At 65.0% G+C, this 26136-nt stretch carries 24 protein-coding genes; 6 read left to right on the top strand and 18 right to left on the bottom strand.

Features of this window, described 5'->3' with window-relative positions; all coding sequences use genetic code 11:
• Window positions 1–4 precede the first annotated feature (4 nt).
• Window positions 5–1645, bottom strand: a complete 1641-nt coding sequence (locus tag F9K07_RS10055; RefSeq protein ID WP_159592275.1) for a tannase/feruloyl esterase family alpha/beta hydrolase — start codon at window positions 1643–1645, stop codon at window positions 5–7.
• Window positions 1646–2014: 369 nt separating this feature from the next.
• Here F9K07_RS10055 and F9K07_RS10050 point away from each other — a divergent pair, with 369 nt between their 5' ends.
• Complete coding sequence (locus F9K07_RS10050; protein WP_159592272.1) at window positions 2015–2791, top strand: enoyl-CoA hydratase/isomerase family protein; 777 nt, start codon at window positions 2015–2017, stop codon at window positions 2789–2791.
• 50 nt (window positions 2792–2841) lie between these two features.
• On the opposite strand, the gene F9K07_RS10045 is transcribed toward F9K07_RS10050, so the two are convergent.
• A complete protein-coding gene (locus F9K07_RS10045; RefSeq protein WP_159592269.1) occupies window positions 2842–3840 on the bottom strand; it encodes a Bug family tripartite tricarboxylate transporter substrate binding protein in 999 nt (332 codons plus the stop codon).
• Between the two features lie 46 nt (window positions 3841–3886).
• Window positions 3887–4966 carry a mandelate racemase/muconate lactonizing enzyme family protein gene (locus F9K07_RS10040; RefSeq protein WP_159592266.1) on the bottom strand — a complete coding sequence of 360 codons (1080 nt, stop codon included), beginning with the start codon at window positions 4964–4966 and terminating at the stop codon, window positions 3887–3889.
• 222 nt (window positions 4967–5188) lie between these two features.
• Between F9K07_RS10040 and F9K07_RS10035 the strand changes: the two genes are divergently transcribed.
• The gene (locus tag F9K07_RS10035; protein ID WP_159592263.1) at window positions 5189–6418 is read left to right on the top strand and encodes a CaiB/BaiF CoA transferase family protein; all 1230 of its coding nucleotides are present in this window, start codon (window positions 5189–5191) and stop codon (window positions 6416–6418) included.
• Window positions 6419–6444: 26 nt separating this feature from the next.
• Entirely contained in the window at window positions 6445–7050 is a 606-nt protein-coding gene (locus F9K07_RS10030) for a glutathione S-transferase family protein (RefSeq protein WP_159592260.1), read from the top strand.
• On the opposite strand, the gene F9K07_RS10025 is transcribed toward F9K07_RS10030, so the two are convergent.
• From F9K07_RS10025 to F9K07_RS09975, 11 genes are all read right to left on the bottom strand, one after another.
• Window positions 7051–7377: an SMR family transporter gene (locus F9K07_RS10025; RefSeq protein ID WP_159592257.1), complete on the bottom strand. Its 327-nt coding sequence runs from the start codon at window positions 7375–7377 to the stop codon at window positions 7051–7053. It lies immediately after the preceding gene.
• 115 nt (window positions 7378–7492) lie between these two features.
• The gene (locus F9K07_RS10020) at window positions 7493–8974 is read right to left on the bottom strand and encodes an aldehyde dehydrogenase family protein (RefSeq protein WP_159592254.1); all 1482 of its coding nucleotides are present in this window, start codon (window positions 8972–8974) and stop codon (window positions 7493–7495) included.
• Between the two features lie 16 nt (window positions 8975–8990).
• Window positions 8991–10805 (bottom strand): thiamine pyrophosphate-binding protein, encoded by a 1815-nt coding sequence (locus F9K07_RS10015; protein WP_159592252.1) that lies wholly within the window; start codon window positions 10803–10805, stop codon window positions 8991–8993.
• A gap of 11 nt (window positions 10806–10816) precedes the next feature.
• The gene (locus F9K07_RS10010; RefSeq protein WP_159592249.1) at window positions 10817–11788 is read right to left on the bottom strand and encodes a Bug family tripartite tricarboxylate transporter substrate binding protein; all 972 of its coding nucleotides are present in this window, start codon (window positions 11786–11788) and stop codon (window positions 10817–10819) included.
• A gap of 25 nt (window positions 11789–11813) precedes the next feature.
• Window positions 11814–12653: a fumarylacetoacetate hydrolase family protein gene (locus F9K07_RS10005; RefSeq protein ID WP_159592246.1), complete on the bottom strand. Its 840-nt coding sequence runs from the start codon at window positions 12651–12653 to the stop codon at window positions 11814–11816.
• Window positions 12654–12660: 7 nt separating this feature from the next.
• Complete coding sequence (locus tag F9K07_RS10000) at window positions 12661–13635, bottom strand: Bug family tripartite tricarboxylate transporter substrate binding protein (protein ID WP_236581874.1); 975 nt, start codon at window positions 13633–13635, stop codon at window positions 12661–12663.
• Between the two features lie 55 nt (window positions 13636–13690).
• Entirely contained in the window at window positions 13691–14203 is a 513-nt protein-coding gene (locus F9K07_RS09995) for an aromatic-ring-hydroxylating dioxygenase subunit beta (RefSeq protein WP_159592240.1), read from the bottom strand.
• A 32-nt stretch (window positions 14204–14235) separates the two neighbouring features.
• Window positions 14236–15519 carry an aromatic ring-hydroxylating oxygenase subunit alpha gene (locus F9K07_RS09990; RefSeq protein ID WP_159592237.1) on the bottom strand — a complete coding sequence of 428 codons (1284 nt, stop codon included), beginning with the start codon at window positions 15517–15519 and terminating at the stop codon, window positions 14236–14238.
• Between the two features lie 37 nt (window positions 15520–15556).
• Window positions 15557–16924 (bottom strand): metal-dependent hydrolase family protein, encoded by a 1368-nt coding sequence (locus F9K07_RS09985; RefSeq protein ID WP_236581867.1) that lies wholly within the window; start codon window positions 16922–16924, stop codon window positions 15557–15559.
• Window positions 16917–17747 carry an alpha/beta fold hydrolase gene (locus F9K07_RS09980; RefSeq protein WP_159592234.1) on the bottom strand — a complete coding sequence of 277 codons (831 nt, stop codon included), beginning with the start codon at window positions 17745–17747 and terminating at the stop codon, window positions 16917–16919. Before F9K07_RS09980 ends, F9K07_RS09985 begins: the two co-directional genes overlap by 8 nt.
• Before the next feature lie 11 nt (window positions 17748–17758).
• Complete coding sequence (locus F9K07_RS09975) at window positions 17759–18160, bottom strand: RidA family protein (protein WP_159592231.1); 402 nt, start codon at window positions 18158–18160, stop codon at window positions 17759–17761.
• Between the two features lie 167 nt (window positions 18161–18327).
• Between F9K07_RS09975 and F9K07_RS09970 the strand changes: the two genes are divergently transcribed.
• Complete coding sequence (locus F9K07_RS09970) at window positions 18328–19269, top strand: LysR substrate-binding domain-containing protein (protein WP_159592228.1); 942 nt, start codon at window positions 18328–18330, stop codon at window positions 19267–19269.
• Between the two features lie 5 nt (window positions 19270–19274).
• Here F9K07_RS09970 and F9K07_RS09965 read toward each other — a convergent pair whose 3' ends face one another.
• Window positions 19275–19814 (bottom strand): hypothetical protein, encoded by a 540-nt coding sequence (locus F9K07_RS09965; protein WP_159592225.1) that lies wholly within the window; start codon window positions 19812–19814, stop codon window positions 19275–19277.
• A 205-nt stretch (window positions 19815–20019) separates the two neighbouring features.
• On the opposite strand from F9K07_RS09965, the gene F9K07_RS09960 reads away from it, so the two are divergent.
• On the top strand, window positions 20020–20454 hold the full coding sequence (locus tag F9K07_RS09960) for a PRC-barrel domain-containing protein (protein WP_159592222.1): 435 nt from the start codon (window positions 20020–20022) through the stop codon (window positions 20452–20454).
• 16 nt (window positions 20455–20470) lie between these two features.
• On the opposite strand, the gene F9K07_RS09955 is transcribed toward F9K07_RS09960, so the two are convergent.
• Window positions 20471–22636: a putative bifunctional diguanylate cyclase/phosphodiesterase gene (locus F9K07_RS09955; protein WP_159592219.1), complete on the bottom strand. Its 2166-nt coding sequence runs from the start codon at window positions 22634–22636 to the stop codon at window positions 20471–20473.
• Window positions 22637–22781: 145 nt separating this feature from the next.
• A complete protein-coding gene (aqpZ, locus tag F9K07_RS09950) occupies window positions 22782–23489 on the bottom strand; it encodes an aquaporin Z (RefSeq protein WP_159592216.1) in 708 nt (235 codons plus the stop codon).
• Window positions 23490–24036: 547 nt separating this feature from the next.
• Here aqpZ and F9K07_RS09945 point away from each other — a divergent pair.
• On the top strand, window positions 24037–24447 hold the full coding sequence (locus F9K07_RS09945; RefSeq protein ID WP_159592213.1) for a hypothetical protein: 411 nt from the start codon (window positions 24037–24039) through the stop codon (window positions 24445–24447).
• 102 nt (window positions 24448–24549) lie between these two features.
• On the opposite strand, the gene F9K07_RS09940 is transcribed toward F9K07_RS09945, so the two are convergent.
• Window positions 24550–26115 carry a hypothetical protein gene (locus F9K07_RS09940; protein ID WP_159592210.1) on the bottom strand — a complete coding sequence of 522 codons (1566 nt, stop codon included), beginning with the start codon at window positions 26113–26115 and terminating at the stop codon, window positions 24550–24552.
• Window positions 26116–26136 lie beyond the last annotated feature (21 nt).

Below are 26136 nucleotides of genomic sequence, written 5' to 3'. Positions count from 1 at the left end.
GCCTTCAAGGCCACCCTTCCTCGCAACGGAAGCTGGTCGGATCGTTCACGTCGCCGAATCCCTTGTAGCGCGCGATCAAGGGATAGGCGCAAATCTCGCGTGTACGGCCCGGGAAGCTGCTGCCGGTGGCCATCATGGGTGGCGGCTTCACGCCCTTCTCCACCCAGTCGTAGAGCGGCGTCACAGGGTCGAACACGTCGAGCGCGGAGCCACCCGAGCAATGCTCCATGCCTGGCACGTTGTAGAACACCGCGAATTCCTTCGTTGCCTTCAGGCCGCCGTTGTCGTCCACGAGATTGCGGTACCAGCGGTTCACCCCGGCAGGATTGACCAGCGAGTCTCCATTGCCCGTGAAGATGATGGCCTTGCCACCTTTCTTCTTGAAGACCGTGTAGTCGGTGCTGGTGGACGCGGTGATCGCTGCCGATTCCGTCAACAACGCCACGTCCGTGTCGAAGTTGAACTGGAAGTAATCGAAGTCGGGCTGCGGCGGCGTCATGAACACGTACTTGATCGACTGGTTGGTGGATCGCGCCGCATTGGGCGTGCTGGTGGCCGAGGTGCCCAGCCAGTTGCCGCGCCACGTGGTGCCCCGGATGCTGGTTTCCCAGGGAATGCCGGGGTAGAGCTGCTCGCCCGCGCTGTTCCGGGGCCCGGCCATGGTCTTGGTCAAGGCGTTCACCTGATCCGCGCTCAGGCAGGTGGCGTCCTTCGCACCCGCGCACTGCAGCACAGCGGGATTGAAACGGCAGGCCTGGTAGTTCTCGATCAAACCATCGACCGCGCCGTCCAACCCGTCGCACGCGCCCAGCAGGCCATCGGCGATGAGGGCCTGGTCGGCGGTGGAGAACGCCTGGCTGAGGATGGGCTTGTTGTCGGCGGCCAGCGGCGCGATCGCGGCGAAGGCCTGGATGCCCCACATCGAGCCGATCTGCGCCGCGTGTTGCTCCAGGATCGGCGCGCCCGCCACCACGCCATCGAAGAGATGGGGCAGACGCTGCGAAGCGATCATGGCCTGCCGACCGCCACCCGAGCAACCCACGTAGTAGGTGTACTTCGCGGGATTGCCGTAGAACCGGTCCACGATGGCCTTGCCCAGTTGCGTGGCCTTGTCGACGGCGTTGTAGCCCCAGTCGATGCGCGCCTGCGGGTCGAGGCCGAAGGAAGCGTCGCGACCGGCTCCGACATGCCCCATATCCGAACTGATCACGGCCGAGCCTTGCGCCAACGCGGGCATCACGCTGCTGCGCAGGGTGCCATAGGCGTTGGGCACCGAGCCATCCACGCCACCACCACCCTGGAACTGGAAACGCCCGTTCCAGTTCAGCGGCAAACGCAGTTGGAACTTGATGCCGTAGGCCACGTCGTTCACCCCGATGCGGGGATTGATTTCGCCCACGATCAGGCAATGTTCCGGCATGGGCACACCGCCCGAACTCACCGCACCATCGGCGATGCGCGAGGCGCTGGAGAACACCGTCTTGTCAAAGACGAGGTCTCCAATGGCTTCGCAGTTGGGCGCCAGCGGCGCCAGCTGAATAGGCTCGGTGGGTTGCGAGACCACGGGATCGCCCGAACCACCGCCACCACACCCCGAGATGGCGAGCACCGCCAAGGCACTCCAGGTCAACTTGCTTCGTTTCATGGCATGTCTCCAATGTTGTAGGAACGAACACATGACCGCTTGCGCGGCCGGAAAGCACACGTTTGCTGTTTGTCAGCGCGTCGCACTATCCCGCTCAGGTTGCGGACAAGGAACGGAATGGGACGCAAACCTGCTATGCAAGTTGCGACAGGGCGGCCTTCTAGTGCCTTGGACTGCGCGTGAGGTACGGGTGCGAAAAGGCAGGCCCGAACATCGTCACGCCCATGAAAACCGCGCTCGGACACCGCACCCCACCGGCTTGTCCCGAGTCCGCGCCAGACAAGGCAGCTATGCGCATTGCGGTGCAACGTGCCGACGATCGGATCGGCACAATGGTTCGATCCGAAGACTTGCTCCACTGAAAACACCATGAACGACCTGACCCAGCTGACTTACCAACTCGATGGCCACGTGGCCACGCTCACCATGAACGCCCCGCCGGTGAACGCGCTCACCCGCACGCTCAACGACGAACTCACGCTCGCGCTCGACCGCATTTCCGAAATGGACGAGGTGCGCGCCGTGCTGCTCACCAGCGCGGGCAAGGTGTTCTGCGCCGGTGCCGACCTGAAGGGCCGCGCGGAGAACATCAAGGTGGCGGGTGATTTCTCGGCCCACTCGCGCCGCACACGCGAATGCTTCCATGCCATTCGCGAGTGCGCGAAGCCGGTGGTGGTGGCCGTGCAAGGTGCCGCGCTCGGCTCGGGGCTGGCCATGGTGGCCTCGAGCGACATCATCGTGGTCTCGGACAAGGCCTCGCTGGGCCTGCCCGAGGTGGATGTGGGCCTGCTCGGTGGATGCCGCCACGCCATGCGCCTGTTCAGCCATTCGCGCCTGCGCCGCATGGCGCTCACCGGCATGCGCGTGGGCGGCGAAGAACTCTACCGCCTGGGCATCGCAGAAGTGTGCACCACGCCCGAAGATCTGCTACCCAAGGCGATGGAGATCGCGCAGACCATCGCGTCCAAGAGCCCCGTGTCCACCCGCATGGGCAAGCACACGCTCAACGTGATCGAAGACATGTCGCTGCGCGACGGCTACCGCTACGAGCAGGACATGACGGCGCAGATCGGCAAGACCGACGACGCCAAGGAAGCGCAGCGCGCCTTCGCCGAGAAGCGCGCACCGGTCTTCACCGGCCGATAAACAGAAACACACCCCCTGCGCCGGCCGCAACGCGGCCGGCGTGGCCGTCATCAATCCACCGTGGCACCCGAACGCTTGACGATCTCGGCCCACTTCGGAATGTCGTTCTTCACCAGCGTGCCCAGGGCCTCGGGCGTGCTGAACGCCGGCTCGATGCCCAGCGACACCAGTTGCTTCTTGAGTTCGGGCGTGGCCATCGCACGGCCGATGGCGGTGTTGAGCGACTTCACGATGTCCGCTGGCGTGCCGGCGGGCGCGAACACGCCCAACCAGTTGGACACGTCGTATTCCTTCAGACCCGCCTGCTCCAGGGTGGGCAGGTCGGGCGCCACGCCCATGCGGGTGCGCGAGGTCACCGCCAGCGCCGTGACCTTTCCGGTCTTGATGTGCTCCTGGTACACGGTGTAGGAGTCGAAGGTCAGGTCCACACGGCCCGCGAGCACGTCGGCCATCAGCGGCGCGCTGCCCTTGTACGGCACGTGCAGCATCTTCACCCCCGCGATGGATTCGAACAGCGCGCCCGAGAGGTGCCCTGAACTGCCACTGCCGGCCGAGCCATAGGTCAGCCCATCCGGTTTGCTCTTGGCCAGCGCAATCAACTCCGCCACATTTTTCGCCTTCACCGAAGGCCCCACCACCAGCACGCGCGGGTTGATGTGCGTGAGCGCCACGGGCGCGAAATCCTTGATCGGGTCGTAGCGCAGTTTGGGGTACAGCGCGACGTTGATGGCGTTGGTGCCCATGGTGCCGAAGAACAGCGTGTAGCCGTCGGGCGCGGAGCGCACCGCCGCTTCGGCCGCGGTGGCGCCGCCCGCGCCGCCCCGGTTGTCGATGATGATTTGCTGGCCCACCTCGGTGGTCAGGCGCTCGCCCAGCGTGCGCGCCATGGTGTCGCCCGCGCCGCCGGCCGGGAACGGCACGATCAGGCGGATCGGCTTGTCCGGGTAGGCGGCGTGCGCGCTGAGTATGGGCAGACCGAATGCGGCCACGGCCAGGAGTTGGGCGGTGCGGGTCAGTGCGCCGCGGCGGTTGAAGGAGGTCGATTTCATGGTGATGTCTCCGGGATGTGGACAGGAACTTCTGGAAAGCACCGCTTCACGCGGGCGGCCCGCGCCAGGTCACGCCGCAGCCCGGGCCACCGGGCAGGGTCAGCGTGCCTTGGACCACGGGCAGCGCGGTGAAGGGGTCGTCGTGCAGATGCTGGTGTTCGGCCAGTTCGCAGGCATACGGCAGGCGCGTCACCACGCAGGCGGCCTGCAAGCTCATGGCCTGCATCAACGCCGGGCCGAAAGCTGCACCCATGCGCACACACACCTGGCCGGCTTCGCAAATCTTCACCGCTTGCAGAAAGCGGCGCATGCCGCCCAGGTTGGTGATCTTGAGGTTGATCACGTCCACCATGCGCTCGGACACCAGGCGGAACACGTCGCGCACGGTCTGCGCGCTCTCGTCCGCTTCAATGGCCACCGGCAGCGTGCGCGTGATCAGCGCCAGGCCCGCCACGTCCGCGGCCGGCACCGGTTGTTCAATGAGCGCGATGTCGTAGCGCTCCATCTTCGAGAACGCGGCGATCATCTGCTTGGCGTTGTACGACTGGTTCGGGTCCAGCGTGAGCACCACGGCATCGCCCACCGCCTTGCGCACCGCCGCCACACGCTGCACGTCCAGCGCGGTGTCGCCGGAGAGCTTGAGCTTGAGCTGGCCATAACCTTCGGCCGCCAGCTGCCCGGCCTTGGCGGCCATGTCCTCGGGCGACTTGATCGGCAGGATGCGCGAGAGCGCCACCGTGTCGCGCAGCTTGCCGCCCAGCAGCACGTGCACCGGCACGCCCAGGCGGCGCGCCAGCAGGTCGTGCAGCGCCATGTCGATGGCGGCCTTCACCGTGGGCTGGTACGCCAGCGTGGCGTCGATCTCCTCCAGCGTGCCCGCCAGATCGTCGACAGCGCGCCCCACCAGGCGCGGCGCCAGAAACTCCAGCCCGGCCTGCGCACCCGCGCCGTGCGTGGAAATCGCCGGAATGGCGTGGCAATAGCCCAGGCCCTGGTGGCCGTCGTCGTCGGTCAGGCGCAGCACCCAGCCTTCGAGTTGCGGCACCTGCGCGCGGGCGAACTTCCATTGGGGGTCGCCCAAGGCCTGCGTGCAGGGGTGGAGCGTGGCAGAGGCAATCTTGGACATGCCGCGAGTCTATGCAGTGGCCTCACCCCGGACCCGGCCGGCCGCGGCAAGGCTGGTATGCAAGTGCGTGCCGAAGGAACAGGGTTAACCCTGGTTTTCCGCCCTGCCCCGCCAAGCACCGTGCGTCATGCGCGCAGCGGCATGGCAGCGTTGCTCGGCAACGCGTAGCGCCACACAGACGGCTTGCGTACATTGAAGTCTCCATTCTTCAGAGCCACTTCTATGCAAACATCCCGTGGACCTTTGTCCCACGTGAAGGTCCTGGACCTCAGCCGCATCCTGGCCGCCCCCTGGGCCGGGCAGATCCTGGCCGACCTGGGCGCCGAGGTCACCAAGGTCGAGCGCCCCGGCGCGGGCGACGACACCCGTTCCTGGGGCCCACCCTTCCTGAAAGACGCCGACGGAAACGACACGAAAGAAGCGGGCTACTACCTCGCGGTGAACCGGGGCAAGCGCTCCATCACCCTGCGGCTGGACACGCCCGAGGGCCAGAAGATCGTGCGCGAACTCGCGCTGAAGGCCGACATCGTGCTGGAGAACTACAAGGCCGGCACGCTGGAGCGCTACGGCCTGGACGCCGCCAGCCTGCGCAAGATCAACCCGCGCCTGATCTACTGCTCCGTCACCGGCTTTGGCCAGACCGGCCCGCGCCGCGACCAGCCCGCGTACGACTTCCTCATCCAGGCCATGGGCGGCCTCATGAGCGTGACCGGCGAACGCGACGGCCAGCCCGGGGGCGGCCCGCAGAAAGTGGGCGTGCCCATCGTTGATCTGATGACCGGCATGTACACCGCCGTCTCCGTGCTCGCGGCCTTGGCGCGGCGCAACGAGACCGGCGTGGGCGACAACATCGACATCGCCATGCTCGATGTGCAGGTGGCCACGCTGGCCAACCAGGCCATGAACTTTCTCGTGTCGGGCAAGGCACCACAACGCAACGGCAACGCGCACCCCAACATCCAGCCGCAGGACGTGTACGGCTGCAGCGACGGCGACGTGATCCTCGTCGTCGGCAACGACGGGCAGTTCGCCAAGCTATGCCAGGTGCTCGGCCACCCCGAATGGGCCGAAGACCCGCGCTACGCGGCCAACGCCGAGCGCGTGCGCCACATCGCCGAGCTCTCCGCGCGGTTGCGCGCGGAATTTGCCAAGCGCACCCGCGCCGAACTCATCGCCGCACTGGACCAGGTCGGTGTGCCCTGTGGCGCCATCAACACCGTGCCCGAGGTGTTCGAGGAACCGCAGGTCAAAGCCCGTGGCATGCTCAAGCACGTGCCACACCCCAGCGGCGTGATGGTGCCGCAGGTGTCCACGCCCATGCGGTTCGAGCAAACGCCGCTGGTCGACATGCCCGCGCCCCCGACCCTGGGCCAGCACACCGATGCGGTGTTGGGCGAACTCGGCTACGACGCACAAGGCATCGCCGCGCTGCGCGCGGCGGGCGTGGTTTGACGAACGACAGAAGAAGGAAGCGATTGATGCAACTCCACTGGTCCCCCAAGTCGCCCTATGTGCGCAAGGTGATGATCGCGGCGCACGAACTCGGCGTGGTCGATCAACTTGCGCTCGTGCGTTCCGTTGCCGCCATGCTCAAGCCCAACCCGGCCCTCATGGCCGTGAACCCGCTCTCCAAGATCCCCGCGCTGGTGCTGGACGACGGCAGCACGCTGTGGGATTCGGTGGTGATCTGCGAATACCTGAACGCCCGTGCCCACGGGCCGCTGTTCCCCAGCGAAGGCCCGGCGCGCTGGCAGGCGCTGCGCTGGCACGCGTTGGGTGACGGCATGCTGGACGCGCTCATTCTCTGGCGCAACGAGCGCGAACGCGAGGTGCCGCTGGTGAATCTGATCGCCGCGTTCGAGCTCAAGATCAACGCTGCCCTGGCGCTGCTGGAATCGGAGGTCGACGCGCTCGCGCAAGCGCCCTTCACCATCGGGCATCTCACGCTGGTGTGTGCGCTGGGCTATATCGATTACCGGTTTGCCAGCCACTGCTGGCGCGGACGCGCGCCTCGGTTGGCGGTGTGGTTCGAGACCATGGCGCAACGGACTTCGATGAAGGCAACGGAGCCGGTGGACGGGTAATCAATGCGCTGCAGGTGAGTACAGGTTCACCACCACGACCCCCACCACGATCAGCGCCAGGCCGATCACCGTGGGAGCGTTCAAGGCCTGCCCCATGTAGAGCCATCCGATGAGTGAAATCACGATCACACCCACGCCCGACCAGATCGCATAGGCGATCCCCGTGGGCAGCACGCGCAGCGTCAGCGACAGGAAGTAGAACGAGACGGCATACCCGACGACCGTCGCGGTCGTGGGCCATGGTTTCGAGAATGAGTCGGACAGTTTGAGAAACGTGGTCGCCGTGATTTCTGCGGCGATCGCGATCGCGAGGTAGAGGTAGGTCATCGGGGCATTGTCCGCTGAGGCAGCCGCTGTTGCACGCTCCATGCGTTGACCGCTACGGCGTCAAAGGCAACGCAAACGGCATTCGCCCTGTCGACAACCAACGCCACCCCGCATGTCACAACACCACGTGCACGTTTTTCAGCTGCGTGTACGCCAGCAGTTCCTCCAGCCCTTCCTCCCGGCCCATGCCGGACTTCTTGTATCCACCGAAGCTCGCGCCAATGTAGTGCGAGCTGATCGTGTTGATCCAGACGTAGCCCGCTTCCACGCGGGCTGCCAGGCGGTGTGCTTGCGCGAGTTCCTGCGTGTAGATGGAGGCGGTCAGGCCGTAATCGACGCTGTTGACGTCGGCAACGAGCTGGTCCTCGTCCGTCCATGGGATCACCGAAAGAACAGGGCCGAACACCTCTTCGCGAAAGATGCGCATCTGCGGCAGCACATCCGCGAACACCGTGGCTTGCACAAACCATCCATCTGACAAGGCGGGATCGTCCGGCCGCTTTCCACCGGCCACCAGACGCGCTCCTTCTGCCCGTGCGAGTTCGATGTATTGCTGCGTCTTCGTGAACTGCGCTTGCGAAATCAGGCAGCCCATGGTGGTCGCGGGATCCAGCGGGTCTCCGCATTGGTGCAGTTCGGGCAGCAGCGCGACGATGCGTTCGACCACCCGATCGTAGAGCGTGGCATGCACGAAGCAGCGCGAGGTGGACCCGCAGGACTGGCCGGCCCAGATGAAGTTCATCCCCTGGATCGCCCCCAGTGCGGCCTTCTCCACGTCGGCGCTCTCGCAGACCACCAACGGGTTCTTGCCGCCCAGCTCCAGCGCCACGGGCATGATCTTGTCGGCAGCGGCGCGCAGCACCGCCGCGCCCGTGGCGGTCGCACCGATCAGCGCCACCTTGCGGATCATCGGGTGTTGGACCAGGGCTTCACCGCACTCGCGCCCACCCGTCACGATGTTGAGAACACCCGGGGGCAGCACGCCCTCGACGATCTCGGCAAAGCGCAGGGCAGAGAGCGGCGCCTGTTCAGGCGCCTTCATCACCACGCTGTTGCCCGCCGCCAGCACCGGTCCGATCTTGCCCGCGATGAACATCAGAGGATGGTTGTACGCCACGATCCGCGCCACCACGCCCAGCGGTTCGCGCACCGAGTAGTTCAGGCCGCCGTCGGCCATCGGCATGGTCTCGCCTTTGAGCTCGTGCACCAGGCCGGCGTAGTAGTCGATCTGCGCGGCAGCGGCAATCGCGTCACGCCCCATTTCCCGCACAGGGTTGCCACAGTTGGCGGCGTCGATCAGCGCCAGCTCGTCGGCATGTTCACGCAAGCGGCGCGCGATTTCACGCAGCATCGTGCCCCGCTCACTGGGAGGCACGCGGCGCCAAAGCTCAAAGCCTTGCTGCGCGGCGGACACCGCGTCATGCACATCGGAGGCGTTCGCATGCGCCACTTGCGCCAACACCCTCTGGTTGGCCGGATTGACCGTGGGCCGGTAGCCGCCCGCCGGGGCATGCCAGCGGCCACCGTAGAAAAGATCGCGGTGACGGGGCAGCGCTTTCTGCAGCAGCGGCGGCAAAGCCATGGGATTTTTGGTCATGAACGCTTTCTTCCTATCAGGCAGCTTCGGCGGGCGCGGACGCCGAGCGCGTCACCTCACCGCTCAAGTTGGTGTCATAACCCGGCAACACGCGAACGTCGATCACGCAGACCTGGCCGGCACGCACCACCGCCAACCCTTCGGCCATCGCCTGGTTCAGATCCCGCACATCGATGATCGGGCCCAAGGCATGTGCGCCTTGTGCGCGTGCGATGGCCGCGATGTCGATGTCCGGTTGCGAAATGGCCTGTCCGATCCAGCGGTTCTCCACCGGCCGGCCGCGCTCGCGGGCCACGCGCTCCTGGTGCATTTCGTCGTTGAAGAACGAGCGGTTGTTCGAGACGATCAATAGCACCGGAATGCGGTAGTGGCACGCGGTCCACACCGCGGTCACGCCCATCATGAAGTCGCCGTCGCCCACGATGCCGATCGGCAAACGGCCACTCCCGCGCAACGCCAGCGCGGCGCCCACGCACATGCCCGGGCCGGAGCCGATGCCCGCACCGCCGTCGCCACCGAGGTAGTCCAGCGGGTGTTTGAAATGGCGGTAGCTGCCGTTCCATCCCAGGGGCAGGCGGACCACGCAGATGTCCTGGCCTTGCGTGTGCTCGTTCAATGCGCCAGCGATGGCCCTGATGCTGACCTGATCGGTCGCCAATTCAGGCAAGCCAGCCGGCTCGCAGGGCGGTGCCTGACGGGCGCCGAGCGCCGATGCCAATGCCGCAACAAGGGTGTCGGCGTCGCACGCCATGTGCACGTCTACCGGCGCCAGGCCGAAGTACTCCATGTTCCAGCCGCCATGCAGTTGCTGGTCCAGCGACGCATGGATCACGCGCGCGCGCGGCGCATGGCCGCCGAAGGCTTGTTTGAACGTGCCCGCCAGGTCGAGCCAGTCCAGACTGAGGATGACCTCGGCATCGCACAGCGCGGCCGACACCGCCGAGGGGGAAAAAGCCGCCGGTGGCGCCACGTGCCGTGGATGGTCGGTCGGAAAGCCTGCGCCGAGTTTGAAGTCCGTCACCACCCGGGCATCCAGTGCGTGCGCGAGATCGACACGCCGCGCCCAATCCGCCGTGTCGCGAGACACACGGCCCACGAGCATCACGATCTTGCGTGCGCTCGACAACAGGGCAACCGCGCGCGACAGGGCCTCGGCGTTCGGCGCCGGTGGGGCGGAAGGCATGTACCGCTGCAACTCGGGCATGGCCGGCATCTGCGCCACGCGCGCCTCCTGAAGCCCGGCGTCCAGGCTGACGTAGACCGGGCCTTTCGGCGCGGTGTCCGTGATTTGGCGGGCGCGGGAAAGCGCCTCCACCGCCGCCGGCACCGAGGCCGGCTGGTCGTCCCATTTGGTGTATTGGCGCACCAGCGCGCCCTGGTCCGTCGTGGTGTGGATCCAGTCGATCCAGGGTCGGCGCTTGTCGGCATCGATGGGACCGGTGGCGCCCATGACCAGCATCGGTACCCGGTCGCACCACGCATTGAAAATGCCCATCGTGCCCTGCATCAGCCCGACGTTGCTGTGCAGGACCACCCCCATGGGGCGATTCGCCACCTTGGCATAGCCATGCGCGATCGACACCGCTGTGCCCTCGTGCAGGCAGAGCAGCATCTGCGGATCGCGGTTTCCGTTGTGGTTGACGAGGCTATCGTGCAGACCGCGAAAACTGGCGCCGGGATTGAGCGCTACATACTCGATGCCGGTGTTGCGCACGGCAGCCGCCATCACATCGCTGCCCCAGAGGCGTTCGTCCCCTTGCGAGGGTATGGGAACATCGATGCGCGCCTGCTGCGCCGCGCCATGGAGAGTCTTGTGTTCAGGTGCGTTCATGTGCTGCCTTGTCAATCCGCGCTGATCCTGGCGTCGGCGATCACCTTGGCCCACCGCGCGCAGTCCTTGCGCACCATGTCCTGAAAATCGACCGGCGAGCCCGCCAGTTGTTCGATGCCTTGCTGCGCCAGACTCGCCTTGACGTCCCCACGTCCGAGCACGCTGCGCACATCACGGTCCAGCTTGTCGACCACGTCCTTGGGCGTGGCGGATGGCACTGCCATCGCCAACCAGAGTGAACTGTCGTAACCGGCCACGCCGGCCTCTGCGATGGTCGGCAAGTCGGGCATGGCGGGCATGCGTTGCGAACCTGCGGCGGCGATCGCCCGCACCTTGCCCGCCTTGATAAGGGGCGCGACCGAGTTGATCGGGCTGAACATGATGTCGGTCTGACCGGCCATCAGATCGGCCAACGCAGGACCATTGCCCTTGTAGGGCACGTGCGTCATCTTCAGACCCGTGTAGAGGGTGAACATTTCGCCCGAGAGATGCTGCGGCGTGCCCACGCCGCCAGAGCCGTAGGTCAACCCCCCCGGGAGCGAGCGTGCGTGCGCCACCAGTTCCGACAGCGTTCTCGCTGGAATCGCCGGGTGCACCACCAATACGATGGGCACGAAGCCCAACGGAGTGACCAACTTCAGGTCGTTGACAAGGTCGAAAGAAGTCTTGGTATAGAGCTTGGGGTTGATGCAGGCCAGCCCGCTGCCCGAGAGCAGCAGGGTGTAACCATCGCTGGGCGCCCGGGCCACGGTCTCGCCGCCGATGTTGCCGCCCGCACCGGCCTTGTTCTCCACCACCACCGGCTGTTTCCACGCCTGACCGAGCCCGGGGGATACGGCTCGGGCCACGGCGTCGGGACTTCCGCCGGGCGTGAACGGCACAACGATCTTCACGGTCCGGGACGGGTAGGTGTCGGCCTGCGCGAGCGCGGGGCCGGCCGCCAAGGACAGCAACACGAACAGGCTTGCGACAATCGATTTCATGGTGTGTCTCCTTGTGGTTGAACGTTCAAAGCACGCGTTGACGCTGCTGGCCCAGCACGCCCGCCCGCAATTCGATGACATCGCCGCTGGCCAGATAGACAGGCTTGGGCTTCACGCCCATGCCCACGCCCTGCGGCGTGCCGGTGACCACGATGTCGCCCGGCATCAACGTCATGAACTGGCTGAGGTGCGCCACGATGTGAGCCACGGAAAAGATCATGTCCTGCGTCGAACTCTGCTGGCGCACCACGCCGTTGACCGTTAGCTCGAGGGGAATGTTCTGCGGGTCTCGAACTTCGTCCGCGGTGACGAGCCAGGGGCCGACCGGCCCGAAGCCGTCGAAACTCTTGCCCTTGACCCACTGGCCACCGCGGTTCATCTGCCAGTCTCGCTCCGACAGGTCGTTCGCCAGGCAATAGCCCGCCACATGCGACAGCGCATCCTGCTCGCTCACCCGGCGCGCCGCTGTGCCGATCACGAAGCCGAGCTCCACTTCCCAGTCGCACGCCAAAGCACCGGGCGGCAAGGTCACGTCGTCATCGGGTCCGGCCAGGCAGTGCACCGATTTGTTGAACACGATGGGTTCCGCCGGGATCGGCAGGTTTGCCTCCTCGGCATGCTTGCGGTAGTTCAGTCCGATGGCAATGAACTGCCGCGTGCCGGCGACCGGAACGCCGAGGCGCGTGCCGATGGGCACCAGCGGCATGCGAGCAAGGTCGATGGCGGTGAGTGCCTGCAGCTTCTCTGGCGAGAGCCACTCGGGCGTCAGGTCGGGCACCAGCAGCGAAAGGTCGCGCGTGCGCCCTTGGGCGTCCAGCGCCCCGGCTTTCTCCTGGCCCGGCGGGCCGTGTCGTAGCAACTTCATGGTGTGTCTATTCGGGCTTCAAGCCGGTGAGTTCGATTGCGCTTTTGAACTTGATCAAGTTGGACTGGATGTTCTCGCGGTAGCCTGCGGGTGAACTTGCGACCACCGCCGCTCCCATGCCGTTGAGGCGCTGCACCGTGGCGGGATCTTTCAAAGCCTTGCCAATGGCGGCGGCCAGCCGGTCCACCACCACGGCCGGCGTTCCCGCCGGCGCGACGATTCCCATCTCGGAGCTGAAGTCGTAGCCCGGCACCGTTTCGGCCACGGCAGGCACGTTCGGCGCCTGCGCGGCGCGCTTGGCTGTGGTCACCGCGACGAACCGCGCCTTGCCCGTGTCCACATGCCCGCTGAGCTGTGGGTACGCGGCGATCACGAGCGCGGTCTCACCGCCCATGAATGCCGGCACCGATTGCCCTGCGCCCCGGTACGGCACGTGCGTGGCCTGGATCTTCAGCGAGGCCAGCAAGGCTTCCATGGCGATGTGGTGGATGCTGCCGATGCCCGACGACCCGTAGTTCAGTTTGCCCGGATTCGCCTTCGCATACGCCACCAGATCGGCCAGGTTGTGAATGTTCAGCGACGACTGCGCGGCGATGTAGAGCGGAATCGTCGCTGCCAGACTGATCGGCACGAAGTCGCGACCAGCGTCGTAGGGCAACTTCTTGAACAGATAGGGATTGATCGCCAACTGCTGAATGTCGGAGAAGAACAGCAGGTGCCCATCACCCGGGGCGCGCGCCACGAGCTCGGCGGCGCCGATACCCCCTGCGCCGGGTTTGTTCTCCACCACGAACTGCTGGCCGAAGGATTCGGCCAGGCCGATGCCGAGCGCGCGGGCCAGCACGTCCGGAGCACCACCGGGCGCGTACGGCACCACCATGCGCACGGGCTTGGACGGATAGGGCTGCGCCTGCACGAAAGTGCTGCCGGTCAGCAGCACAAGGGTCGCGAAAAGCCGCACACAAAGGGTTTGGATATTCATCGTTTGCTCCATGAAACTTCAACAGATGGGGAAAACCACCAGGCAGCGCCGCCGTTCAGAAAGGCTGCGTGAGCATGGGAAAGGTCTGGTCGCAGTTGGTGAGCTCCACGCGCTTTTGCACGATGCTCAAACGGCCCTGCCCCTCGTGCCGCAGGCGGTGAAGAACACGCCCGCCAAATACCCGCTGCGGCGCACCCACACGGTCCTCCAGCATCACGAAGCGCGAACTCACAAGATGTTCGTCTTGCTCCACCGCCTCCAGACGTGTCGACGACAAGACGCGCACGCAATGCGAAATGGGCTCCTGGCAATGCAGCTGAGGATGCTGCAGACGCGTGACGCGCGTCTTCAGCGTGTGCTTGTCGTCATAGAAGAGCGACACATGGGTGAGCCAATGTTCCTGGCCGTGTCGCGCCGGTGCCCAATAGGCGCCATCGTCGGCGAACAGCTGGTACCACTCTTCCCAGCGGCGTTCGTCGAGCAGAACCGCCTCGTGTTCAATGAAATCGCGCAATTGCGAAACCGGCACATCGGTCGGTGCCAGCTTGGCGATGGTGGCTGCGTTCATGGGAATGTTCCTCTTCGTATCGGGTGGGTGGATCAGGCCGCCATCAAGGCTCGCCATGCGTAGTGTTTGGCGCGCTGCCCCACCTCGCTCGAGCGCGGGCCAAACAGCACGCCGTCGGCTTCCTGCACGTCCGTGCCGAGACCACGCGCCACGAGAATCCAGTCGGTCCCCTGCGAGCGCATGCCCTCCTGGCAGCGTTCGAAGGCCTCCAGATCGTCGGATTGGATGAACGACGACGCGGAGTGCGTGATGTTCACGTAGCGCACCAGGTCGTCGGAGATGGCAGCGGGCGCGCCCGCCAGGCGCACGGGCCACACCTCCACTTCCGTCAGATCCACCGAGATCGGCTTGACCACGCGCACCGAGGTCTGCGCAATGAGGATGTCTAGCGTGGGAAACAGCGTGAGGCTGTGCCGCACGTTCTTCAAAATCTCTGTGGTCCGCTCTTCGCCATGGGCTTGCACCAGCAGGGTGCGGTACTCGTCGAACACACCGCCCGACTGCACCTTGTCGAAAAGTGACTGTTCCGAACTGTGGCCTTGCGCAAAACCTCGAACCCCGAGTTGCGACACCACCGATTCGCCGTTGGACGTGAAGAACATGGCCGAGCCGCCTTCCTTGCCGGCGCGCCTCTGAAACTGCCTGCCATCCGGACCCACCGTGGAAATGTGGCAGGCGGCCGGGTGGTAGGTGTCGGCCATGTTGTCCATCTGCAGCTTCCAGTTGCCGCGAAAACGGTAACGGTGGCAACCGGCGGAGAACTCGATGGCTCCCATGGGAGAGCGGTCTACCAGCTCGTCGATGCCTTCCTTCGCGCTGCCCAGAAAGTCCATCAATGGCATTACGTCGGGATCTAGCGAAGCAAACACAAAACCGCGGTAGGTGTCCACGCGCGGCACGGGCACCATGCCTGCTTGCGGCCCTTGCAACGCCTCCTGCGGAAACTCGGCGCGCATTGGCACGCCCGCCAGTTCACCGTTCACTCGAAACCCCCAGCCGTGGTACATGCAGGTAAGGATCCGGGCGTTGCCGCGTTCCTGGTTGACCACCTTGGCACCGCGGTGGCCGCAGCGGTTGTGGATCACGTGCAGCGCGCCCTCCTCACCCCGCGTCAGCACCACGGGCTGGCCGGCCAGCGTGGTGCTGTAGTAGTCACCTTTGCGGGGCACGAGGCTATCGTGGCCCACGTACACCCACACCTTGCCGAACACCTTCGTCATCTCGGCCTCGAACACATCGGGGTCGGTGTAGTAAGCGCGGTGCACGCGGTCCTCTTGCACCATCTGTGCCAGTTCGGCACTCGAATATTTGCTCATGGAAGTGAATCTCCTGATTGTGAAAAAGAAGGGGTTCTCAACGCACGAGTTGGCCCACGCCGCGGTCCGCGTCGTAGCGGTACACGCCGTTGAGAAACATCTTGTGCCGCTCGAAACCCATCTGGCGGCGCGGTGCCGGCGGCGTGCGGTCCACTGGTCGACCGCCTTTGAAGATGAAGTCGAAGTGTTGCGGCTTCTGCAGCAGCGTCACATCGCGATCGGGGGCACCGTTGACCACCAGCAAGTCGGCAAAGCGCCCCGCCTCCACCTTGCCGATGCGATCGCCAAAGCGCTTGAACAGGCGCGCGGCGCCCAGCGTGCCGGCGTGGATCGCTTCCAGCGGCGACAGGCCGAAGTGGCGCACGAAGATCTCCATTTCCCGCGCGTGCCAATGGCCGTAGGGAATGGGCGACCAGCCGGACTCCGAACCCTGCACCAACGGAACCCCTGCGCGGTAGGCGCGCGGCAGGTTGCGCATCGCGGCATCCACCTCGGTCTGAAAGACGGCGTTCATCGGCGTGGCGCCTGGTCCGCCGGTGGCCTCTATCACGTTCACCAGCAGCGGCAGTGTGGGCACGATCACGCAACCGTTGCGCAGACACCAGGCAATACCTTCGTCGTCGATGAAAGACGCATGGAAGATCACGTCGAAACCGGCCTTGGCGGCATCGCGCACCGCGTCCCGGGTGCGGGCGTGCACGGTGCACAGGCGCCCCAGGCGGTGCGACTCGTCGGCGATAAGCCGGTACTCATCGAATGTGAAAGCCGAACCATCGATGGCATCGGACGACACCAGCGAATCGTTGGAACCCGACACCTTGATCGCGTCCACGCCGTCCTTCACCTGCAAGCGGATCTGCTCGACGATCTCGTCCCGGCTCTTCACCAGCACACCCGCTTGGCCAGGGGGAAACTGCATCTCGCTCGGAAACGAGTCTTCCAAGCCCTGGTGTGAAGTCAGTTGGCGGCCCGAGACCGCAAAACGGGGTCCTTCGAACATGCCGCTGTCGATTGCGTCGCGCACGCTCTGTGCCACGTTATAGGTGGTGGCGGCGTCGAAAGCGCTGGTCACGCCGGCCTGCAGCACCTTCTTCGCGTTCCACACCGCCTTGAGCGCACGAAACTCGACGGGCGTGTACAGCGCCAGTTCCTCTTCGGAGCGCGCTTCGCCGAACGAGATGTGCGTGTGCCCATCCACCAGACCCGGCATGATCGTGCGGCCCGGCAGATCGACCAGCGTGTACGCATGCGACTGGAATTCGGCCGGTAGTGCGAACGTGTCACCAACCCAGGCGATGGTGTCGCCCTCGGTGACCACGGTGGCGCGCTCCCGTGCGGCTGACACGGTGCCGTCCAGAACCCTACCTTGCAGGCGATAGCCTCGCGGCACGGTGTTTTCAGGCATGCGAAGTCTCCCGATCAAAGAACCGTGTGGCGTGCCAGACGAATTTCTGCGGCTGCTCGAATGCCACGGAGTGCGAGCAGTTCGCCAGCAACACGGCGTCCGCCTGCGCAATGCCCCGGGCCAGCGCAAGCGTGAGCGCCTCCGCCGGATAGCCTCTGTCGTTCTTGCCGTGCAGCATCAGGACTTTGCCGGTGATGGCGGCCAACTCCGCCGGCGACAACACCGTGCGATCGATGAAGCGCTGCCGGTCGCCCGAGAACATGGCGGCGTAATAGTCCGCGTAGCCGTCGTTGAACAGCACCTGCGCGCGGTTGTCGAGGTAAGCGCTGTCGATCAGTCGTTCGTCGTGGATCAGCCGGCGTGCCACGGCCATGAGCTGATCGCGATCCGTCGGGCATGTCCAGGTGGCCAGGGTGCAGGCGTTGGCGGTGAACGCCGCGCCCATCGTAGCCGTGGTCATCACGCGGTCCACGCGCGGCTGCTGCGCCGCCAGGCGCAGCGCCAGCGAGCCTGACAGAGAGTGGCCGATCACACCCACACGTTCGCCAGGGATGCGCTCCAGCATCGCGCCGCACTGAGCGAGCCAGAGGTCGTAGTCAAAAAAGGGCGGTGTGGGCTTTCGTCCAGAGCGGCCGAAGCCCACCAGATCCATGGCGTGCACCCGAAAGCCCGCCTCCGCCAAGGGCTCCAGCACCTTGCGCCAGTTGCCGATGCTGGAAGCTCCGGCACCAGAGCCGTGCAACAGCAGCAGTGGCGTTCCGCGCTCGGGGCCCAGCGCTGCGGCGTGCACGGCAATACCCTGGAACTCGAAGCGGTGGTCCATGGTCCGGGCCTTCAAATCACCGCATTGGCTTGCACTTCCAGACGGAACTGCGGCCGCACCAACCCGCCGATGATCAACAAGGTGTTCGTGGGGTACGCGCCGTCCGGGAACAGGCGCGGAAACTCGCGCACACGCCAGGCGTGGAAGCGTGCGATGTCTTCACGGTCCACCAGATAGCTGGTGAACTGCGCCACATGGCGCCAGTGCGCGCCCGCTGCCTGCAATGCGGTGTGGATGTTGGCGAATACCTGGTGGCACTGCGCGTCAAAGTCGTCCGCGCCCACGCATTCACCCTGGTCGTCGGTGGCCACCTGGCCGGCGATGAAGAGCAGTTCACCGCGACCGGTGCGCGCGATGTGCGAGTAAGGCGAAAAGCTGGGGCCAAGGGCGGGAGGATTCAAAAACTCGGGCATGGGGCGCTTTCGGAATGGTCATCGACAGGGACAGGCACGAAGGTTAGTGATGCCCGAAAGGCTTGTCACACGATCAATGTTGGGCCCTCGGTTGAATTAAATTTGCCTGAGATTTGCCCTTCGGCGGGAAGGCATGCCACTGCGGGGCCTGGCACTACACTTTCGCCATGAAACCAGCGCTGCCACCGCTCACGGCCTTGCGCGCCTTCGAAGCCGCCGCGCGCCACCTCAGCTTGAAGCGTGCCGGGGAGGAACTGCACGTCACGCCTGCCGCCATCAGCCACCAGGTCATACAGTTGGAAAGCACCCTGGGCGTGCAGCTGTTTTTGCGTGGGCACAAGAAGGTCACGCTGACGCCGCCCGGCGCCCTGTTGGCCCGAAAACTCAGCGAGGGGTTCGAGGGCATGCAGCGCGCCGTGAACGAGGTCCGCGGCAGCCACCAGTCGGAGTCGCTGGCCATCATCACCACTCCGGCATTTGCGTATCAGTGCCTGATGCCCCGCCTGCATGAATTCATCGAAGACCATCCGAATGTGGACGTGCGTGTGACGACCCGCATCGGTCAACCCGCCGGCATGGGCTGGACCCATCGAGGCGAAATCCTGAGCGTGATGGGCTGGGCCGAAGAGTGCGACGTGGTGATCTGCCTTGGTCTGGGCGACTACCCGGGCATGAACGTGGACCGGGTGCTGCCCCTGTCGATCACACCTTTGTGCAGCCCGGACTTTCTGCAGCGCCATCTGCGCGCAGGCGACCCCACCAGCCTGCGCGGTGCGCCGCTGCTGCACGACGAACGCGGATCGATTTACGAAGGTGAAGCATTCTGGGACATGTGGCTGCGCACCGCCGGCGTGTCCGGCGTGGACACATCGGCCGGGCAACGCGTGAGCCATTTCACCTTTGCGCTCGACGCCGCGGCGGCGAGCCGCGGCATTGTGGCCACCACGGTTGAATTGGCCAAATCCAAGATCGACTCTGGACAGCTGGTCGCGCCATTCGGGTTATGCGTACCCTGGGGCCCCAGCTACCACTTGGCGACCACGCCCACTTCGGCCGACCGCGTTGGGGTGCAGGCATTCCGCAGCTGGCTGCTGGGCGCCATGACCTAAACCACTCAGTCCACCACCGACACCACAACGCCCTTGCCCAACGCGGTGCGGCCCGCAAGCAGGACGAACCCCGTGCCCGGCGTGAGCCGCCTGCGCGCCAGTTCGGGCCGCAGGAACTGCACTTCCAGCTCGCAAGGCACCTCGGGCACCGGCTCCCTGTCGGACGGCACGGCCAGACGCGCGCTGAAACCTTCGGAATCCACCACCAGGGCCGCATCGAAAAAGCCCACACGGATCGGCCGGCTGAGCGAGGGCGTGTCGGCCTCCAGCAGCGTGAGCTCGATAAGCGCGTGCGGCTCGAACGGGGCGCCCGACGCAAAGCCCTGTGGCAAATGCTTGGGCGTTTGCGCGCGCCGCATCAACCAACCGATGATGTTGCCGATGATCGGCAACCACAGCACCATCATCAAGGTGCCCAGCGTGCGCGCCAGCGAAGGGTCTGGCGCCCACCAGCGGACGATGCCGCCGGCGACCGCGGCCAACAGCAGCAGCACGGTGATGATCTGGCGGCGCGTGGAGCGCGTGGAGGTGGAGGGTTGGGACATGGAGAGGGGAAGGCGAGGCCTGGAGAGGGGAGCCGGCATCGTAGCCGAGGCAGCAGCCCACCCTCGTATGCCACGTGTGCTGCCGAACAGACCGTGGCGCATCCGCCCCTCAGACTGCAGGCACGCGAGGTCCCGAACCGGCCACGCGCTGGCTGCAGCTGGCACCTGCATTCCCTTCAACTCCATTCCTCAAGGGAGTATTCACATGAACTACGAAGAGCGAGACACCCTGGGCATCTATGTGCGCGGCAAAGTGCTGGAGGGCAAAGTCCACCAAGGCCCCGGCCCGCATTTGATGGGCGCGAACACCTTGGTGGGCAACGATGTGGCCAACACCCAGGACGAGAACCTGGGCGACATCAAGGAAATCATGCTCGACATGCGCTCGGGTCGCGTTGCCTACGCCGTGCTGTCCTTCGGCGGCTTCCTCGGCATGGGCGAAAAGCTGTTCGCCGTGCCCTGGGCGGCACTGAAGCTGGACACGGTCAACAAGCGCTTCGTGCTCGATGCGAGCAAGGACCGCCTGAAGGATGCGCCCGGCTTCGACAAGGACAACTGGCCCGACATGGCCGACACCACCTGGGAAAAGGGCATCCACGACTACTACGGCACCAAGCCGTACATCGACCCGGGTCTCTGACCCAGCGCCAGCTGGTTTATGCCTGATTGAAGGACGGCTCGAAGATCGATGGCGCGAACTCCGCGCCATCCGCCGGCTTGACGCCGTTGGCCCATTCCAGCAGCGCGCTCGCGTGCATCGGCCGGGCATAGAAATAGCCCTGCAGTTCGTCGCAACGCATGCCCAGCAGGATGTCGCGCTGGCCGGCGGTTTCCACACCCTCGGCCACCACGCGCAAACCGAGCGCATGCGCCAGGCTCACCACTGCCCCCACCACGGCGCGCGCGTCCTGGCTCGTTTCCAGGTCCTTCACGAAGCTGCGGTCGATCTTGAGCTGCTGTGCGGGGAGCTGCCGCAGGTAGTTCAGGCTGGAGTAACCCGTTCCGAAGTCGTCGATGGACAGGAACACGCCGATGCGCGCCAGACCGTCGAACGTGCGCTGCGTGGCTTTGATGTCTTCCATGGCCACCGACTCGGTGATCTCGCACAGCAACTGCGAGGCATCGAGCCTGTGGCGCTGCAGCGCAGCCTGAATGCGCTCGGTCAGACCGTTCTCGCGCAACTGGTGCGCCGACAGGTTGATCGCCACGCGCATGCGCAGGCCACTGCGCGACCATTCGGCCACCTGTCGGCAGGCCTCGTTGATGACCCAGTTGCCCAGGCGCCCGATCAGGCCGAAGCGTTCGGCCAGCGCGATGAAAGTCACCGGGCTGACCGCCCCATGCTTGGGGTGGTTCCATCTCAGGAGGGCTTCCACGCCGCTGATGCGATCGCGCAAACCATCGATCTTGGGTTGGTAGTGCAGCGCCAGGTCGCCGTGGTCGATCGCGTGCCGCAAGTCGTTCAGCAGTTCCAGCTGGCTGGACGCGTCCGAACCCATGTGCGGCTCGAACAGCGCATAGCAGCCCCCGCCGGCGCGCTTGGCCGCATACATGGCAACGTCGGCATGGGCCACGAGCTTGTGGCGCTCGCCATGGTCGGGGTGCACCACGATGCCGATGGAGCCGGAGATCTGCACCTGCTTGCCCGACACCTCGAACGGCCGCGAGAGCGCGGCCAACACCCGGTTGGCCACGGTGACGCAGGAGACGACATCGCTCACTTCTTCCAGCAGGATCAGGAACTCGTCCCCACCCACACGGGCCACGGTGTCGGACATGCGCGCCACCTCCAGCAGACGCTCGGCCGCGCCCCGCAGGATCACGTCGCCAGCCGCGTGTCCAAAGGAATCGTTGATGGGCTTGAAGCCGTCCAGGTCCACGAACAGCACGGCCAAGCGGTCCTGCGCACGCGCGTGGTTCGTGCGGTCCAGTCGCATCAGGGCTTGGTTGAGGCGGTCTTCGAACAGCAGGCGGTTGGGCAGGCCGGTCAGCGCGTCGGCAAACGCGCGCAACTGCAACGCTTCGTTGGCGGCCTGCAGGCGCGCATTGCTTTCCTTCAAGGATTCGGTGAGGCGGTGCGCGGTGCTTTGCAGACGCGCATCCAGAATGGAAGTGAACAAGGTGCTCACCAGCAGCATGCCGGCGGCCATCAGCACCATTGCCGTGAGGCCGGTGCCACCCAGCTCCCCTGCGCTGCGGCAGATGGTGCCGAGGGGAAAGTTGGCCGCGGCCATGCCGGTGTAGTGCATGCCACAGATGGCGGTGGCCATGACGACCGAGGCAGCCATCTGGTACCGGCGGCGGTGGCCGGGCTTGACGCGGCGCAGCAACTGGAAGATGAGCAAGGCTGCGGCGGACGCGAGAACCGCGATCAGCACCGACAACGCGACGACGGGATAGTCCCAGACGATGCCCGGGGCCATGTCCATGGCCGCCATGCCGGTGTAGTGCATGCCACTGATGCCCGCCCCCATGGCCAGCGCGCCCATGGCAATGTGCAGGCGGCCGAAGGTCTCGCGGCTGGCCAGTGCCAGCGCCACGCCCGATGCCGCCACCGCGGCCAACCATGACACCAGCGTGAGCCCGCCCGTGAATCCAATGGCCATCGGCAGTTCGAACGCCTGCATGCCCAGGAAGTGCATGGACCAGATACCGGTGCCCATGACCATCGAGCCGGCCACCCACCAGGCCAGCCCGACACGCCGCCGCGACGCGCCCACACGGCGGGCGAGATCCAGCGTGACGTAGGAGGCGAGCAGAGCGATGAGGAACGAGGCGAGAACGACCCGGAGGTCGTAGCTGAACGGCAGGAACGCGGGCATGGCAGGCAGTCGGGAATCGGGAGAGGGCCTGCACAAGCATCGAGCGAGCAAAGGCGGAACCTCTGCTTATCGTCCGGCCATTAAAACTCTTGAGCCCTCCTCCCCCTCTTGGGCGATCCCGCCACGGACTCGCGTCCCCGGGGTTTCAGGGTTCGTCGTGGCCGGCCAGCAGCACACGCCAGACCAGCGCGCCGATCGCCGCGCCGGCCAGCGGTGCCAGCCAGAACAGCCAGAGTTGGTCCAGCGCGATGGCGGGGCCGAACAGCGCGGGGCCGGTGCTGCGCGCCGGGTTCACCGAGGTGTTCGTCACCGGAATGGAAATGAGGTGGATCAGCGTGAGGCACAGGCCAATGGCCATGCCCGCGAAGCCGGCGGCCGCGCGTTTCGCGGTGGCGCCGAGGATGACGATCAGGAACACCGCGGTCAGCACCACCTCGATGCACAGCGCGGCGGCCAGGCCGTAGCCGCCGGGCGAATGCGCACCGTAGCCATTGGTTGCAAAGCCGCCCAAGTCCACACCGGGCTTGCCCGTGGCAATGAGGTACAGCGAGCCGGCCGCTGACACCGCGCCCAGCACCTGGGCGATCACATAGCCCGGCAGTTCGGCCGCCCGAAAGCGGCCCCCCAGGGCCAGGCCCAAGGACACCGCCGGGTTGAAATGGCCGCCCGAGATGGGGCCCAAGGCGTAGGCGCCGGTCAGAACGGTCAAGCCGAAAGCGAGCGCGACACCGGTGAATCCGATGCCCAGTTCGGGGAAAGCAGCGGCCAGCACCGCGCTGCCGCAGCCCCCAAAGGTGAGCCAGAACGTGCCAAGGAATTCGGCGGTCCATTTTTGAGAATTGCTGTAGTTCATGCGGTTCGCACGTTGGCGTGCGCCAGGGAATGTCAAAGGAATAGAGTGGGCTGGGCGCGCGCAGAAGCGCACCATCCACTAGGGCCTGTTCACACTATTTTTCCAAGATGCGTTGCGGATCAAAAAGGCCATGCGCAAGGCGCGAAACGCAGACGGGCCGGTGGCCCGGCGAGGCTTCGCAACGCGGCGCATGGCCTTTTTGGCCGCAACCCGAAGGGAAGGGGTTGAAAACAGCGCCACTCTTCGTTGCACTCCTAGGCCAGACGCCCAGTCTGGCCGTCGTCCTGCGCCTCGATTGGCGCTGTTTTCAACCCCTTCGCACTTGGAAAAATAGTGTGAACAGGCCCTAGCCTTGCGAAGATAGGAAGGCGTCCGCCCCTGCGCAAGCGAATTAACAGAGCTTTGACAAATCCGAAAGGCCAGCGCGCCTCCACCGAATCGCCCAGTGCGAGACGATTCCTACAAGCCGCGACGGGCGAGTCCTACTGAAGCCGTGGGGCTGCAGGGCCAAGATGAAGGCTCTTCAAACAGCTCCAAGGAGGCCAGCATGACCAAGACCCTTCACACCCTGACGGCCGTTGCCCTGTGTGCCGCATCGGCATTCGCGGCGGCCCAGACCGCCACCATGAACAAGGCCGAATACGACGCGGCCAAGGACCGCATTGAGTTGAAGTACAAGAACGCCAAGAAGGCGTGCGACGCGATGAAGGACAACGCGAAGGACGTGTGCGAGGTCGACGCCAAGGGCACGGAAAAGGTGGAAAAGGCCCAGCTCGAAGCCAAATACAAGGCCACGCCGGGCAACGAGCGCAAGGTCGAGGAAGTGAAGGCGGACACCGCGTACGACCTCGCCAAGGAGAAGTGCGAAGACCAGGCCGGTGATGCGCAGAAGGTGTGCAAGGCCGATGCCAAGGCGGTGCACGAGCGCGCCAAGGACACCCTCAAGGGCAAGGCCTAAAACGCGCCACGGCTCTTAAAAAATCGCTCCGGGCACAGCCCCGATCGGTTGGATGCAGTCCGGCCGATCGGGGCTTTTCACCATGGCTACAACCGGGGCGGTTCACCGTTTGGCTTTTGCGATCTGCTTGCTCAAGAGGTTCAAGAAAGCCAAGTCGGGATAGCTGGCCTTGTGATTGGCCTTGAGAAAATCGACCGCGTTTTTCAAGGCCGTCAGATCGACCGGCTTCATCAGCCGCACAGCGGGACGCTCATTCCGCACAATCGCAATGGCATCCTGCTCAGCCTTGCTGAGTGGTGCAAGGATCTCCGAGGCTCTGGCATTTGTGTCGGCAAGCTGCTTCCACGTGAACGTCGTACCCGGGATCACGGCGTCGGCCGCAGGTTGTGCGCCTCCCCAATCGCTTTTTGCCATCGCCATCAGCTCGCCCGTCAACGTTTGAAGCTCCCGATAGTAAACATCGCGACGCGCGATTGCAGGGCTTGCGACGCCGCCGACGACCCCACTCCCAGTTATCTGCTTATTCCCAGCCGGATACAGCATGGCGGTCAACCGATTCGACTTGGCCGAGCGGTCCGCTGGCCTGGTCGAATCGGCCGGTGGCGGGAGAGTGCCGGAGTCTTCGGAACCGGATTCGGTCCCAACGTCGTCCTCTTCCCGCGTTGTACCGACTATCGTGGAGGTCACGTGCTTGGAAAGCTCGGCCTGCTTGCGACGCATCTCGTTCGCCGTCTCCTTCTTCGTCTGCTCCTCCGACTCCTCCGACTCGGACATCGCCCCCTCTTCTTCCGACTGATTTTCGCTTCGCGATGAGGCGCTCGGGCGGGTCAGATCGGCGCTCTCTCGGTTCGACTTCGACGCCGACGCGGACGCGGACGCGGACTCGATCGAAGTCTTCTCATCTTTGCGTTCCGCTTGTTGAAGTTTTTTCTGCAGCTCCACCAGCTGTTCCGGCGTTGGCCCTCGTCCTTTTCCGTTCTTTGACGGGTTCGCCAACAAAAATTTCACCTGCCCCAGGACATACACCCTCTCGGGTGGCGACAGCTTCGAATTCGATGCTTCACATTTTTCCACGCATTCAATCGCATGCACCTTCGCACGAATAAGAGACTCCCGATCCACTTCGCCCTTGAGTAGCACCATCAAGCGATGCGCATCGTCGTCCCTTCCCTCGGCGAGTTCCTCGATTGTTTTTCGCACGGTATCAAACACCTCGGGCTCGAGGGATTTGAGTTCTTTGCGCAAGTGCTCTTGCAAGTGCCCTTTTTGGAACAGCAGTTGCACATTGTTGCGTACGGCCTCCTCCGAGCAACTCTTGCCCGTTAAATCGGAGGTCCTTTGCACGACCTCGGTCAATGTCTCATTGATCAGCGCCATGTCCAAATAGGCCTCTGCGATCATTCTGTTTTTCAAGGCATATAGCGCGTCGCCAAGTTGCCTCGCTGTCTTCGCGCGCGCCGCCTCATTCATATCAGCGTTTTGTCGATCAGCACGACTGGTCTCGGGCTTAGTCCGGGCCACATCCCAACTGCCAAGGTCTCGTACCTCACTGCTATTGGACTTGCCGCGACGGACCCGCGGGGGTTTTTTGGGCGCGGCATCCGCCGACCCGTGCCCTTTTCGCGTTGGGAGAAGGTTTAGAAACTTTTGCTTGATTGCTGCTTTCATGAATATTCCTCTCGAGGTGGG

Origin of the sequence: Hydrogenophaga sp. BPS33 (assembly GCF_009859475.1) — a bacterium.
GTDB lineage: Bacteria > Pseudomonadota > Gammaproteobacteria > Burkholderiales > Burkholderiaceae_C > Hydrogenophaga.
The sequence above is the reverse complement of the archived record's forward strand: the minus strand, read 5'-3'. Positions and strand labels throughout refer to the sequence as shown.

Coding starts and splice junctions, on each gene's coding strand:
- F9K07_RS10055 (WP_159592275.1), bottom strand. CDS start 1,645: ATGAAACGAAGCAAGTTGACCTGGAGTGCCTTGGCGGTGCTCGCCATC.
- F9K07_RS10050 (WP_159592272.1), top strand. CDS start 2,015: ATGAACGACCTGACCCAGCTGACTTACCAACTCGATGGCCACGTGGCC.
- F9K07_RS10045 (WP_159592269.1), bottom strand. CDS start 3,840: ATGAAATCGACCTCCTTCAACCGCCGCGGCGCACTGACCCGCACCGCC.
- F9K07_RS10040 (WP_159592266.1), bottom strand. CDS start 4,966: ATGTCCAAGATTGCCTCTGCCACGCTCCACCCCTGCACGCAGGCCTTG.
- F9K07_RS10035 (WP_159592263.1), top strand. CDS start 5,189: ATGCAAACATCCCGTGGACCTTTGTCCCACGTGAAGGTCCTGGACCTC.
- F9K07_RS10030 (WP_159592260.1), top strand. CDS start 6,445: ATGCAACTCCACTGGTCCCCCAAGTCGCCCTATGTGCGCAAGGTGATG.
- F9K07_RS10025 (WP_159592257.1), bottom strand. CDS start 7,377: ATGACCTACCTCTACCTCGCGATCGCGATCGCCGCAGAAATCACGGCG.
- F9K07_RS10020 (WP_159592254.1), bottom strand. CDS start 8,974: ATGACCAAAAATCCCATGGCTTTGCCGCCGCTGCTGCAGAAAGCGCTG.
- F9K07_RS10015 (WP_159592252.1), bottom strand. CDS start 10,805: ATGAACGCACCTGAACACAAGACTCTCCATGGCGCGGCGCAGCAGGCG.
- F9K07_RS10010 (WP_159592249.1), bottom strand. CDS start 11,788: ATGAAATCGATTGTCGCAAGCCTGTTCGTGTTGCTGTCCTTGGCGGCC.
- F9K07_RS10005 (WP_159592246.1), bottom strand. CDS start 12,653: ATGAAGTTGCTACGACACGGCCCGCCGGGCCAGGAGAAAGCCGGGGCG.
- F9K07_RS10000 (WP_236581874.1), bottom strand. CDS start 13,635: ATGAATATCCAAACCCTTTGTGTGCGGCTTTTCGCGACCCTTGTGCTG.
- F9K07_RS09995 (WP_159592240.1), bottom strand. CDS start 14,203: ATGAACGCAGCCACCATCGCCAAGCTGGCACCGACCGATGTGCCGGTT.
- F9K07_RS09990 (WP_159592237.1), bottom strand. CDS start 15,519: ATGAGCAAATATTCGAGTGCCGAACTGGCACAGATGGTGCAAGAGGAC.
- F9K07_RS09985 (WP_236581867.1), bottom strand. CDS start 16,924: ATGCCTGAAAACACCGTGCCGCGAGGCTATCGCCTGCAAGGTAGGGTT.
- F9K07_RS09980 (WP_159592234.1), bottom strand. CDS start 17,747: ATGGACCACCGCTTCGAGTTCCAGGGTATTGCCGTGCACGCCGCAGCG.
- F9K07_RS09975 (WP_159592231.1), bottom strand. CDS start 18,160: ATGCCCGAGTTTTTGAATCCTCCCGCCCTTGGCCCCAGCTTTTCGCCT.
- F9K07_RS09970 (WP_159592228.1), top strand. CDS start 18,328: ATGAAACCAGCGCTGCCACCGCTCACGGCCTTGCGCGCCTTCGAAGCC.
- F9K07_RS09965 (WP_159592225.1), bottom strand. CDS start 19,814: ATGTCCCAACCCTCCACCTCCACGCGCTCCACGCGCCGCCAGATCATC.
- F9K07_RS09960 (WP_159592222.1), top strand. CDS start 20,020: ATGAACTACGAAGAGCGAGACACCCTGGGCATCTATGTGCGCGGCAAA.
- F9K07_RS09955 (WP_159592219.1), bottom strand. CDS start 22,636: ATGCCCGCGTTCCTGCCGTTCAGCTACGACCTCCGGGTCGTTCTCGCC.
- aqpZ (WP_159592216.1), bottom strand. CDS start 23,489: ATGAACTACAGCAATTCTCAAAAATGGACCGCCGAATTCCTTGGCACG.
- F9K07_RS09945 (WP_159592213.1), top strand. CDS start 24,037: ATGACCAAGACCCTTCACACCCTGACGGCCGTTGCCCTGTGTGCCGCA.
- F9K07_RS09940 (WP_159592210.1), bottom strand. CDS start 26,115: ATGAAAGCAGCAATCAAGCAAAAGTTTCTAAACCTTCTCCCAACGCGA.